Annotated in this window: 9 protein-coding genes; 4 read left to right on the forward strand and 5 right to left on the reverse strand. The window is 39.2% G+C overall.

The genetic code is table 11. The features are described 5' to 3' along the window. Window positions 1-228: 228 nt before the first annotated feature. The 3 genes from EO244_RS04240 to EO244_RS04250 all read left to right on the forward strand — a co-directional run bounded on the left by EO244_RS04240 (window position 229) and on the right by EO244_RS04250 (window position 8,681). Window positions 229-7,296 (forward strand): SpvB/TcaC N-terminal domain-containing protein, encoded by a 7,068-nt coding sequence (locus EO244_RS04240; RefSeq protein WP_129253292.1) that lies wholly within the window; start codon window positions 229-231, stop codon window positions 7,294-7,296. 22 nt (window positions 7,297-7,318) lie between these two features. Continuing rightward, the gene (locus EO244_RS04245; protein WP_164977400.1) at window positions 7,319-7,693 is read left to right on the forward strand and encodes a hypothetical protein; all 375 of its coding nucleotides are present in this window, start codon (window positions 7,319-7,321) and stop codon (window positions 7,691-7,693) included. Between the two features lie 580 nt (window positions 7,694-8,273). After that, a complete protein-coding gene (locus EO244_RS04250) occupies window positions 8,274-8,681 on the forward strand; it encodes a GxxExxY protein (RefSeq protein ID WP_129253295.1) in 408 nt (135 codons plus the stop codon). A 29-nt stretch (window positions 8,682-8,710) separates the two neighbouring features. On the opposite strand, the gene EO244_RS04255 is transcribed toward EO244_RS04250, so the two are convergent. Then, a complete protein-coding gene (locus tag EO244_RS04255) occupies window positions 8,711-9,388 on the reverse strand; it encodes a LexA family transcriptional regulator (protein ID WP_129253297.1) in 678 nt (225 codons plus the stop codon). Between the two features lie 734 nt (window positions 9,389-10,122). Here EO244_RS04255 and EO244_RS04260 point away from each other — a divergent pair. Continuing rightward, entirely contained in the window at window positions 10,123-10,452 is a 330-nt protein-coding gene (locus tag EO244_RS04260) for a hypothetical protein (RefSeq protein ID WP_129253299.1), read from the forward strand. A 599-nt stretch (window positions 10,453-11,051) separates the two neighbouring features. Here the strand turns inward: EO244_RS04260 and EO244_RS04265 are convergent. The 4 genes from EO244_RS04265 to EO244_RS04280 all read right to left on the reverse strand — a co-directional run bounded on the left by EO244_RS04265 (window position 11,052) and on the right by EO244_RS04280 (window position 13,550). Continuing rightward, window positions 11,052-11,591, reverse strand: coding sequence for a hypothetical protein (locus tag EO244_RS04265; RefSeq protein ID WP_129253301.1), 540 nt, complete (start codon window positions 11,589-11,591; stop codon window positions 11,052-11,054). Beyond that, window positions 11,581-12,102, reverse strand: a complete 522-nt coding sequence (locus tag EO244_RS04270; protein ID WP_164977401.1) for an RNA polymerase sigma factor — start codon at window positions 12,100-12,102, stop codon at window positions 11,581-11,583. The genes EO244_RS04265 and EO244_RS04270 overlap by 11 nt, the downstream gene beginning before the upstream one ends. A 220-nt stretch (window positions 12,103-12,322) precedes the next feature. After that, window positions 12,323-12,451 (reverse strand): transposase, encoded by a 129-nt coding sequence (locus EO244_RS17205; protein ID WP_129253305.1) that lies wholly within the window; start codon window positions 12,449-12,451, stop codon window positions 12,323-12,325. An 88-nt stretch (window positions 12,452-12,539) separates the two neighbouring features. Continuing rightward, a complete protein-coding gene (locus EO244_RS04280) occupies window positions 12,540-13,550 on the reverse strand; it encodes a TolB family protein (protein WP_164977402.1) in 1,011 nt (336 codons plus the stop codon). Between the last annotated feature and the right edge of the window lie 12 nt (window positions 13,551-13,562).

Consider the following 13,562-nt stretch of genomic DNA (forward strand, 5'->3'; position numbering starts at 1 on the left):
GGCAAATAACACAAGGTAGCTGATGTAAATAAGTCCCGTTTTAATATTAAAAACTATTAACCGATAATTCTTCACAAAAACCTGTGCATACCGAAGGCCTTTGGATGCACAGGTTTTAAAAATATACCAGAGGAATTTATTCAAATTATCCATTCTGTTGTAAGTCCCTGGGATATACATCAGCTGGGCTTGCTATATCTAAAAAAATAATCATTCAATCTTTTATCGATGGAAAACAGGAAGTCAGATAAACCGGAAATAAATAATAGTGCACATGAAACGACTGCACAAAATAAATCGGCTGGAACTCGATCTGCCGGAACAAAAAATGAATCATCACAACAAGGAAATAAATCATTAATTAACCTACCTAAAGGAGGAGGTGCTATTAAGGGGATTGGCGAAAAGTTTGAAACCAATCCGGTAACCGGTACTTACTCGATGAGTGCCCCCTTAGCCATTAGTCCGGGACGTGGAGGTTTCACTCCCCAATTGGCATTGTCCTATAATTCGGGCAGTGGCAACAGTCCTTATGGTATCGGTTGGGGGATTGGCATTCCCAATATCACACGAAAAACAGACAAAGGCTTGCCTCAATACGACGATCAGAACGATTCCGATACCTTTATTTTATCGGGAGCTGAAGATTTGGTGCCTTTAAATGGAGCCATTCGTGAACAAGGTGACTTTGCTATTCGCCGATATATTCCACGTACCGAAGGCTTATTCGCTCGTATTGAACAATGGAAAAACAAAACGACCGGAAGAATTCACTGGCGTAGTATTTCTAAAGAAAATATCACCTCGGTTTATGGGGAAAACAAGTCTGCTTGTATCTCACATCCCGACGATGAGAACAAAATTTTCTCCTGGAATTTAGAAAAAACTTACGATGCAAAGGGGAACCTGATGCAATATTCTTATCTGAAAGAGAATAGCGATAATATTCCCAATACAGCCAACGAAATACATCGTCTGAAATCAGGTAAAACCTTTAATCAGATCTATTTAGATCGTGTGCAGTACGGGAATACCCAAATGTATTCGCCAGCGACACCAAATTATACGGGTAAGTGGTTGTTTACACTTGCTTTTGATTATGGCAATTACAGTACATATTCAACAGCAAATGCACAGCTCACCTCTCAAGCCAATTGGGAAATGCGTGAAGATGCCTTCTCGGTTTACAAATCAGGTTTTGAGTTGCGTACCTACCGTTTGTGTCAGCGTGTGTTGATGTTTCATCAATTTGACGAATTGGGAACAGATCCCGTATTGACTAAGGCTACGAATCTGCATTACACCAAAAACGAGCATTTAACTCAGCTTAGTCAGGTGAGTCACACCAGTTATAAAAAGGGAGAAGAACCCGCAGAAATGCCGCCTTTAACCTTTACTTATACGCAGGCAAAAGTTGGTACAAAACTACATGCTGTAGATCCCCATATGTTGGAAAATCTGCCCAATGGAACAAGCGATTCAGCCTGGCAATGGGCAGATTTATATGGCGAAGGCATTAACAGCTTATTGCGTACCGACAACGAGGCCTGGTATTATAAAGCCAATTTGGGCGAAAAATCATGGGCAACATCCGTTGAACCGACAGGGGAACGTGCGCCCGAACTGAATTTAGGCAGTTTAACACGTATGGGCAATAAACCCAATGTGGTTAATGCTAAAGGTTCATCATTTTATTTGGGTGATGTTGACAGCGACTCGGAACCGGAAATTGTGGTTCATGGTTCGGGTATTCATGGTTATTATAGCCTTGAGGATGGGGTTTGGCAAAATTTTAAGTCTTTCGACCAGATGCCAAATATCAATTTATCTCATCCTGATGTCAAGCAAATTGACCTGACGGGGGATGGTTTGGCCGATTTACTGATCAGTCGCGGGGACTATTTTGAGCTTTACTTTTCGGCTGGAAAAGAAGGTTATAAAGATTACCGCAGAATTCATAACGGAGAGGACGAAGATGCAGCTCCGGTGATTCTGTTTTCCGATTCGCAAAGCAGCATTTACCTGGCGGATATGACGGGTGATGGTTTGAGTGATATTGTGCGTATTACCAACAATTCAGTTTGCTACTGGCCCAATATGGGATACGGTCATTTTGGTGAGAAGGTACTCATGAAAAACCCGCCTCTTTTCGATGCACCGGATCTTTTTAATCCTTCGCGCATCCGTTTATCCGATGTGGATGGAACAGGTACTGCCGATATCATTTATTTGGGAGCCAGAGGCCGCACCCTGAGCGGAGTCGAAGGGGTGGCTTACTACAAGAATCAGGCTGGTAATGGCTTGAGCAACGCCGAGAGCATTAAGGCATTCCCGAATATCGATAACTTATCGCAAGTGAGTGTGGTCGATTTATTTGGTAATGGTACTTCGTGTTTGCTATGGTCTACGCCTTTGCCCAATCATATACAGGAGATGCACTTTGTTGAACTGACATCGGGTATTAAACCCTATATTCTGAGCAGTTTCGAAAATGGCATGGGACGAAAAGTCAGTTTGCAGTATGCGCCTTCAACCAAATTCTTTGTGCAGGATAAGCTGGCAGGTCAGCCATGGATTACCAGGCTGCCATTTCCGGTTCAGGTGTTGGAGCGTGTTGAAGATCACGAACAGGTTTCGGATATTCGATTGGTAAATAAGTATGCCTATCACCATGGGCATTACGATATTGCCGAACGCGAATTCCGTGGATTTGGAATGGTGGAACAATGCGATACCGAAATTATCAACAGTGAAAGCGAAGGCTATCAAGCGCCGGTTTATACGAAAACCTGGTTTCACACGGGTATTTATAAAAACAGAGAATCTATCTCTCAGCAATTTGCCAAAGAATATTTTAATCAGGATATCAAAGAATGGCTATTACCCGATTCGCTTATCCCTCAGGGCTTGAGCTCAGAGGAAGAACGTGAAGCTTGCCGTGCTTTGCGTGGACAAGTGTTGCGTTCTGAAGTGTATGCTCTGGATGGTACTGATAAAGAAGATATTCCTTATACCGTTGAAGAGAAAAACATGTCGGTTAAAATGCTTCAGTCAAAAGGGAAGAACAAACATGGTGTTTTTCTGGCGATTGACAATGAAGCGATTTCTTATCATTACGAACGTGATGTAACTGATCCGCGTATTTCGCATGCCCTGAGTATTGAAACCGATCATTACGGTAATGTGTTACAAGCGGTACAATTGGCCTATCCACGCAGGGTGGTTGATGCCAAAGATGAGCAAAAATCCTTGAAGGTTGTTTGTACCCAAACCGATTTTATCAATCGCTCCGAAACCGAGGTGAATCTCATTGGTTTGCCATATCAGAAGCAAAGCTTTGAACTGACAGGCTTGATTTATACCGGAAACCGATTCGATACGGAATCGCTTAAAGCGGCTATGGATTGGGCGACTGAAATTGATTATGCCGAAACCAATTTGGCCGGGATTCAGAAACGTTGTTTTTCGCACGAAAAATCGCTGTTCTATAAGGATGATTTAAGTGCAAGCCTGCCTTTGGGACAAGTGGGGGCACTGGCATTGCCCTATCAGACTTTATCGGCTGACTTAACGGACGATTTGTTGAATAAAATTGATCCTCTAAGAGAAAAGTACAGCAATGATTTATTATTAAACGAGGGGAAATACATTCACGAAAATAATAAGTGGTGGGTGCCTTCGGAACGTGCAAGTTTCGATGCTTTGGCCTTTTATTTGCCCGTGAAAAGTACCGACGCTTTTGGCAACGAGAGTTTTATTAGCTACGATACATCTGCCTTTTTTGTAACAAAAACCAAAGATGCTCTGGGCAACGAGACTCTGGCCGAATACGATTATCACTTTTTACAGGCCAAAAAGATGACCGATCCCAATGGCAATAGCCAATTGGTGGGATTCGATACCCGAGGGATGGTAACTGCGCTGGCTTTAAGCGGTAAAAATGGCGAAGGCGATACACTGGCCTCACCAAGTGTGATTTACGATTACGATTTGTTTCAATGGTTGGATCATAAAAAGCCTGTTTTCTCGCATGTCAAAACGCGTGAAACACATGCTGCTGCTGATACGGCATGGATGGAAACTTATGCGTATACCGGAGGTTTGGGAAATTCGGTGATGAGTAAAGTGCAAGCCGAAGATGGACTAGCCAAACAATTTAATGCCGATGGCAGTGTAGAAAACGTACAGTGTACCAATCGTTGGGTTGGCACAGGGCGTACTGTCGTGAATAATAAAGGGAAGGTGATTAAGCAATACGAACCCTATTTTAGTACGACCCATGAATACGAAGCAGAGACTGCACTGACTCAGCATGGTGTGAGCCCTGTGATGTATTACGATCCGGTAGGACGAAATACGAAGACTGAATTTCCCGATGGAACACTAACACGTGTGGAATTTACGCCCTGGGTACAGAAAAGTTACGATCAGAACGATACGGTGCTCGAAAGTGACTGGTATGTAGCAGCCGGATCACCCGACCCTCAGGGTACTGAGCCAACAGATGCGAATATCAGAGCGGCCTGGTTATCGGCACAACATGCCAATACACCACAGGTGAGCTATTTCGACAATTTAGGGCAGGTGTTTATTGTTGAGGACGATAATAATAACAACAATAAGTATTGTGTGACCACAAGCTTTGATATTGCAGGAAGACCCGTTAGCGTAACTGATGCCAAAGGGCGACTGATGACTACAAATACCATGGGTATGTTGCAGCCATTGGGCATGCAGAATATCGACTCGGGCAGCCGACAGATGATTTCGGATGTGGGAGGTAATCCTTTAAGAGCCTGGGACAGCCGCGGGCATATGTTACGTATGACTTACGACGCTTTGCGACGCCCTGTTGCCACTTATTTGACTGAAGGGAATGAGGCTGAAATAAGAACGCAATACAGCGAGTATGGCACAAATCCAGCTGATAATTCAATCGGACAGGTGGTTAATGCTTACGATCAATCGGGTTTGACCCATATTGTGAAATACGACTTCAAAGGCAATCCTTTGGAGAGCCGCAAGCAGTTTTGCACTATTTACGATGCATATATCAATTGGGATTATACTTCGCTTTTGCAAGACGAAAGTTTTACCTCTAAGTTGACTTACGATGCCTTGAATCGTCCGGTTGATAAAATTCTACCCGATGGCAGTATAGAACTCTATACCTATAATAAGGCCGGAATGCTCGAAATGGTGCATTCGGGGGGCAAAGCCTATGTGACGAATATCAATTACAACGAAAAAGGGCAGCGAACCGATATTTATTATGGTAATGGATCGAAAACCAAATACGAATACGATGCGCAGAACTTTCGTTTAAAACGCCTGCTGACCACCCGTAATACGGGACAGGATATTTTGCAGGATTTGCGTTATGTGTACGATGCTGTGGGTAATATTGTGGAGCAAAACGATTTGGCTCAGCAAAGCTATTACTTTAACAATGCGGTGGTAGAACCCAAAGGGCTTTATTATTACGATGCTTTGTACCGCTTGGTAAAAGCTAAAGGGAGAGAGCTGAACAGCCTGGCTTTGCCAACGCATACCGATATGGCCAATGATATTGCTCTGCCCAATACGGCAACCAACGCTATGCAAAATTTTACCCAGGAGTACACTTACGACGAGTTGGGTAATATAATGCAGCTAAAAAGCCTGGGGCAGTGGACGCGTGACTATTTTTATAATTTTAGCCAGAACAATTACCTGCTGGGGCATACCGATGGACAGACCGATTATACCTACGATGCCCATGGTAATATGTTGAGTATGCCTCACTTGCAAGCCATGCATTGGAATTATAACGATTGGCTGACAGCTGTGGATTTGGATGCTACAGGCAACAAAGCGTATTATGTGTACGACAGCGCGGGCGAACGTGTGCGAAAAGTAATTGTAAAAGGTAACATAAAAGAAGAGCGTTACTATTTTGGAGATTACGAGATTTACCGTAAATTCGTGAGCGGTGTACTGGAAACGGAGCGTACTACGGTTAATATTAGTGATGATAAAGCTAAGATAGCCACGGTAGATTCATTGACCTTAGACCAGAGTTCTTTGATAACAGTTCGATACCAATTAGATAATCATTTGGGATCAGCCTCTTTGGAGCTGGACGAAACGGCGGATATTATCTCATACGAGGAATACCACCCTTTTGGAACAACAAGTTACCGTTCTGGTAGAACTGAGACCGAAACCAGCCAAAAGCGTTACAAATATGTAGGCAAGGAGCGTGACGAGGAAACAGGACTTTATTATTATGGAGCTCGTTATTATGCCACCTGGATATGTCGATTTGTGAGTGTGGATCCTTTACAAGGAGAACGTAACTGGCTCAATCCATACAATTATTGCCAAAATAATCCTATAAATAAAGTTGACCCTACTGGGGCATTGGATGAGGATCCTCCTAAGTCAGAACAAGCATTTCAGATAAATACAAATGAGAACGGAGAGTTAGAATCTATTTTCATAGGGAAATCTACGAATGTTGTTTATGATGAAAATGGTGAAATTATTTCTGGTTCTAAAAAAGTTGAAAGACACCAAAATATATGGACTTTGCAAGATAGTGAGTTGTATAATTCTCTTAATGATGATTTGAAAAAATCATTGGAAGGTCAATTGAAAGAATTATATGACGCAAATCCTTATGCATTTAGTAGACCAAATTTAGGTTTACCTGATTATTCGAAAAATGATGGAATTGTTTTAGATGATAATAATTTGGATAACTCTAGCGGCTTTGGAATAGATGACGCTATTAGCATTGGAATGGGTGTTGCTGGTGCTATAGGTGGTGGTGTTCATAATATTATGGTCGATAGGGGTAAATACCTACCTCGTACAGAAACAGGATGGTTAGGAAAATACGGTAAACGATACAGTATAAAGAAAACTGGTGATATTGTTATACGATCACGAATAACAAATATTACAGCAAATGCAAAATATTTAAATTACTTAAGAGTTGGAGGAAAGGCATTGGGAACTATTGGTACTGCCATGAGTATAATCCCAGCTGGATATGACGCAATTACGAAACCTTCAACTAAAACCATAACTAGTCTAGCAGTAAAATCTATAGCTGTGGGAGCTGCTTTTATACCAGTTGTTGGATGGGCTGTTTCATTGGGAATAGGAGTTGCTGATGCAATTTGGGGAGAAGAATTTTATGACTGGGTTGATTCTATAAATAAGGATTCTGGAAAAAATTCTATTATGCAAATGCATGATCTTCATACAAAAGATGGCGTTATGATGGCACCATGGCTATATGGGAAATAATAACTTAAAATTAATCAAAATTATGGATTATTTGTTTTACAAATTTTATAGACTATCTCAGAGATCTTCTATACCTGAAGTCGCAGGATTATTAGCAGAAATATTTTTAACAATATGTTTGTCATTTAATTTTCTTGCAATAGTAGCCTTACTAAAAAAAACGGATGTTATTAATTACTTTCCTTCTAAAAATGATTTTATTTTTATTGCTATAGGGATATTTTTGTTAATATGCTTATTACACTTTTTAAAATTTCGCTATAAACGCATTATTGAAAAGTATAAAAATGAAGATAGTAGATCAAGAGTACGTGGCAATTTGATTGTTACATTGTATGTGATTTTTTCTTTCGTTTTTTTATTAGGAATTGCATTTTATAAACCAGGAGTTTTTTAGGAAAATTGAATTATTAATTCCCCCGTATTCTAAGATAAAAACCCCAGATAGTCCGAGTATGCAATGACTGCTGGTGCGTGTGTCACTCGTATCTATTTTCAAAGAAAATAATGTAAATATAACCCGCTTGCAGTAATGTAAGTGGGTTTTTGTTTGTCTGATTGTTTGTCTGAACCATGATTTCAAGGATTATGGGATTTCTTGATTTTGTGTTTTACCCCAAACCCCTAAAGGGGCTTTAGGTGGTATTTTGGGGTCCCCTTTAGGGGATTTAGGGGGAGGATATCGTAGCCCCAGATAGTCCGAGTATGCACTGACTGCTGGTGCGAGTGTGTCACTCGTATCTATTTTCAAAGAAAATAATGTAAATATAACCCACTTGCAGTGATGTGAGTGGGTTTTTGTTTGTCTGATTGTTTGTCTGAACCATGATTTCAGGGATTAATGGATTACTTGATTTTGTGTAAATTGCTTATTGCTATGGTTTTAGTTTGTAATGGAAATTGTCTTGTTTTAAAATAATCAGGTCATCAAGTGAATCAAGTGTTATCAGGGTTCAGACAACTGGAAATGAATAGTTATGAAGCATCAAGATTTAAGCTACAAGATAATTGGTTGTGCCATGGAGGTGCACAAGCGCTTGGGTAATGGTTTTCAGGAGGTTATTTATCAGCGAGCCTTGGCTATCGAGATGAAGATTCAGGGGATTGAGTTTAGCCGAGAGCATGAAATGCCAATTCGCTACAGAGGGCATAATATTGGCTCTCGTCGAGTTGATTTTTTTGTTGAGGAATGTGTCATGCTTGAAATAAAGGCTCTGATAAATCTTGAGGATGTGCATTTGGCACAGGCAATGAACTATGTAGAGGCCTATGGATTGGAAATTGGTTTGTTAATTAATTTTGGAGCCAAAAGCCTGCAGTATAAAAGAGTCCATAATAATAAACTCATTTCGAAAGAATCACGACATCAAGAAAATCAGGTATAATCAGGGGGCAGACATGCTTTTATTCTCATTTATTTGGGATTGTATACAAAGCAGACTCTTTGAATCTCAATAATGTCCGATTTAAAAACTTTAAATTTAGGATAGTTGGGGCTCACACACCATAAAACCTCTTCGTTCTCTTTATCGGGCTCAATTCTTTTAATCATCCTATCCTCCCGGGTGATGATCATATATACCCTTTCGGTATTCAGGCTTTCCCAGTTGTTCATTTTTCTGACGCCAATAATGGCACCATTGGAGATTTCGGGTTCCATTGACATACCGGATACGGGGAGAATATTTTCGGCTAAATCGATTCCTGGCAAATCCTTGATATAACCACTGGGTTTATTGTTGTCAATAACTTTTTGAATACTCTGACCAGCTGATACAGGAAGGTTCCAGTAGGGGACAGCACCGCGTGGAACGATTCCGGTTTCATTATTATTTTCGATCACAATATTCTGTTCTTTATTTAACATGTCACCTTTGCCGGTAATAAGCCAAACGGAATTTATTAGTTCAGAATATTCTGAATTAAAAAGTTTGTTGAAAAAATCAAAACTCGGTTTTGATTTTCCATTTATGATGTCGTAAACAGATTGAGAACGTTCGTATCCAAGTTTTTTTGCAAAAACATTTCGGCTAATATTCAGATAATCAAGTAGGGCTAAAATTCGTTCAGAAATATTTGTATTTTCTTTCATTGAAATTTATTTTGTTCAGATTATTCTGAATATATTTATGCTATCAAAGTTTAACAAATGTATAAAAAAAATGCAAGCTGCCACCACTGAAACGATAAAAGGTATGAACTTAAATCTGTTCTGTCACAATTTTATGATGATTGCCAAGCTGTTAAATGCGAGTCAAAATAAATTTAATTTATTGGTTGTTAGTTATCTGGCAAACAGAATTAGGACAAGTGACTCAAATTATCAAATCTCCAATCCATATAACAGCATAGTCTTACTGTATATGTTGATTTATGAGGATTTTGCATTATAGTCAATTCAATAAATCATAAATGTCAATAAAAAAATAGCTTTGTTTTACTAAAAAATATTTACAAACTAGCTCAGTTCTAAATCATAAGCTTTTGTTGTTGATGTAAAGAACAACATAATATAACTGAAGCATTGACCAAAATAAACATTCTATATAAAGCGATTTGCATTGAACATTCCTCTTCTACATATTTGTCATGTAATTTACGTTGGTCAAATAGAATAATACTTTATAACTCAAGTAGAATAACCAAATTGTGTTGAAAATGAATGTTCTATTGCTATTTTATGTGGTGGATCTGTTGAGATGGAAGTCTCTAGTCAAAAACAGTGTGGCAATAAATAAAGGGAGAAATCAACGAGTATAATAAAGTGTTAGAACCATTAAAGTAAAATAGAAGCATCACTTTAACCTGAAAAAATATAAGATTAAAATGAAAGGATCAATTAACTTAAACTCAAAACAAAACAATGAGCTATTAGGAAATGTAGGAGTAAACAATAATGAAACAAGACGTTCCAGATTGATAGAGCGAAGAAACAGATGCCTGATTGCAAGGTTTTATTATTGGACTGAAATTAAGAGATTAAGGTTTGATGACGTACTGGATGTCCTTCAAGAAGAAGAATTCTTTATAAAAGATCGGAACATTATGAATATCATCAATTCATCGAATGACTATCTCAATAATTTGATTAAAAGCTCGGCGACCCCACGAGAATTAAAAAAACAATACCCAACATTTAATTGGAATAAAAACTGAGACTGAAAGATGAAGCTGTGGCATTACCCCCATTATATGCTACAGTTTCAAAAGAAAATCAATATCAGCTAAATTCATCCTTATCTCATACTAATGAGTAACCTGAAAATAAATAACCAGAATTATTCTCCTGAGGAATTTTTTGTCTAACCAAGACGAAATATATTTTCATACAACTATAAGGATATTTTTGATGTGTCTGTTTTTAGATGATTGTGCTGTATGATTTTGGCTTCATCCCCTGCAGCTCCACCAGAACATGGCTCAAGTGAGCAAACAAAAGTGCCCAAATCGTTTTGATTTGGGCATTTGTTTTTTTTGTGATTGAGGTATTTTTAGCTCTTTTTAGTCATAAAAGCTTTCTGTTTTTTGATGGTTGACCTGATCATCATCAGAGTTCCGAATATAAGCAGACACACTGATAAGCTTTCGCAGAAACCCAATTGAAAATCGCTTAATTTATCATGGTATATCCGACTCATCAGCAGGATGCTGTATCCTATGAACATGTATATTAATGAGATGGTCTGTGCTTTAGGGTTTCTCCTTTTAGTCGCGTTTTGTAATTCCATAAGATGTCATTTGTTTATCAGGTGTCTTTATTCACCTTCAATTTCGGCAATCAGTCTTAGAGCGTTATCGCGAAGGGGTTTGTATTTGAAATACCAGATAGTTAAGCCTATCATAACCGCACAAAACATAGCTCCCAGAAAATAGATTTGAACTTTTAGGAAAGAGAAGCCAATGGATTCGTTTAAGCACAAACCTGCATCCATAAATAAAACAGCAATTAGGGGCCAGATGCTTTTTAATTGAACGGGTTGATATCTGTAAGCTGCGTTTTTTAACATCTTAAGAGTAGGGAGTGAATAGTCGGCATACTTGTATTCTTTGTGGTATATCCCGAAAAAGATAGCAAAGATGAAAAAGGCAATCACATAACACAAGCCACCGATCAGGTCTTTTATTTCGCTGGATTCCCTGTAATGTGAGATTGCTAAAAAGGTGTAGAGTGGAATGAAAATCCAATACACAATTTGAAGACTTCTGCTCAGTCTTGCATATCTGGCATCTTCTTTTTGGAGTTTACCAGCCAGCTGATCGAGATTGATATTATCGTTATTTCGTTTAAAATTCATGTGTAACCCCTCCTGATAGTTTGGTTTTGAGTTGTGCTTTAATTCGGTGTATTTTAACTTTTACATTGGGTTCACTAATACCAATCACATCGGCAATTTCTTTCATACTAAGCCCCTCGAGCATAAGCGATATTAAGGCTTTATCGATAACCGATAGCATATTGAGTTCGGTTTGAAGCAAATTGAATTGGCTTTCCTCTTTTTGTTTTTCAGCCAGGCTTTCGTCGTCGATAATGGAGGAGAGGTTTTGTGTATCGGTATTGACCATCAACTTCATTTGCTTAAAGGCTTTGCCTGTAAAGCTGAGCGAAGTATTTACGGCAACCCGGTAAACCCATGTGCTGATTGCCGAATCGCCCCTGAAATTATCGAGACTCTTCCAAATATTCACCAACACCTCCTGGTACATGTCTTTTTGATCCTCGGCATTCGAATTGTAGTAGCGGCATATCCTCTGTATCCGTTCACTATTTTCCGATAGTATCTGATTAAACTGTTCTTCTTTTTTCAATGTATAAGTTTTTGTTCTTATCTATTTAGTAGGGGAGAATAAAGATAGTTACATTTTATTTTTATTTTTTTTTCGTTCCAGCCATCAGGCTTGTTGTGGGGAAACAGTCGCAGGCCTCAAGGTAGCCTGACTAAGCCAGCATGAAATTCTTTGAAAATATAAAAGTTGAAAGTCTCTCTTTTAAGGGGAGAGGGGGGATTGCTTCTATCATTTATTGGGGTCATTTTTTTAGATCACTCTTATGGATACCAAAAGTATCACTAACCATGGTGATGCTTTGATAATCTTGTAAAACTTTCTGAACGGCTTCTAATTTAAATGCCTTACTGTATTTGTGTTTTCTACTCATAAAAATACCCCCAAATAGTGTCTAACTTTTTGGGGGCAGTGCATTTGAACAAGAGGTGTTTTTACTTGTGAAAGCGGGTTTGATACGGTTATTTTTTAGTCTGAGGTTTTAAGTCCTCAAGAATTTTAGCATCGACCCAATAAATATCGGAGTTGCCGTTTTGAGGCATTAAAGAGAATTGATGCAGAAAGTCCAGACTTAAATTCTTTGGTTGTTTCTCCTTAGGGAATGGTTTTGTCGCCATAAAGAAGATGTACTTTTTATCAGGAGAGATATAAAAAGACCAACCGGTTCCTCTTGCTGTATTTATTTTAGAGCTCAGAGGCAATGGCTCCTGCCAGCTGTCGTCATCGTTTCTGAAAACAATATAGTAGTGTACGCCCCTGAAACCTTCTTCAACGCCTATGGCAGGTACAACCACAAAGCTTTCGTCGGGTGAGACATAGGCATTAAATCGATTGGTGCCGCAATTAATTTGACTGGGTAATTTTTGAGGTGTCGTATACTTACCATCCACAAGGCGAGATCGGTATATATTACTGATTTGCCCTTCCAACTCGTCTCTCGTAAAGTACAGGGTACCATCTTTTGTTAGTGATGGATAAAAATCCCCACCTTCAAAATTGACAGGTGCACCCAGATTATAAGGTTCTCCCCAACTGTCTTGTTTTCTGTCGACAACCCAAATATCTTCAGCTTTGCCGCTATCATCCTTGGGTTGGTCTGAGACGAAAAAGAGTTTCTTGCCATCGTAGCTAAAAGCGGGCTCTAAATATTTATAGCGCGAATCTCTAGCGAAGGGCACAATTTCAGGTTTGGTCCAAGTCCCCTTTACCAGTTTTGAATAAACGATAGTTGCGTATTGGAACTTGGCTGTGTGTAGAGTGAAATACATCTCTTTTCCATCAGGCGATATGGCTACATCCCGGTTGGCTAAGCCATTGGATATGATATTAGGTGCAAAAATTTCAGGATTTAATCCGGGAAGCTTTTGTCCCATATAGGGGCCTCTTAATATTGGGAAAGTCTCCGTATCATTTTGTGCGAATACGGAATTAAATATTGCCAGTAAACTTAAAAGGAGTAGGGCCTTTTTCATGTCGGTAGTAGA

Source organism: Ancylomarina salipaludis, from assembly GCF_004122035.1.
Lineage (GTDB): Bacteria > Bacteroidota > Bacteroidia > Bacteroidales > Marinifilaceae > Ancylomarina > Ancylomarina salipaludis.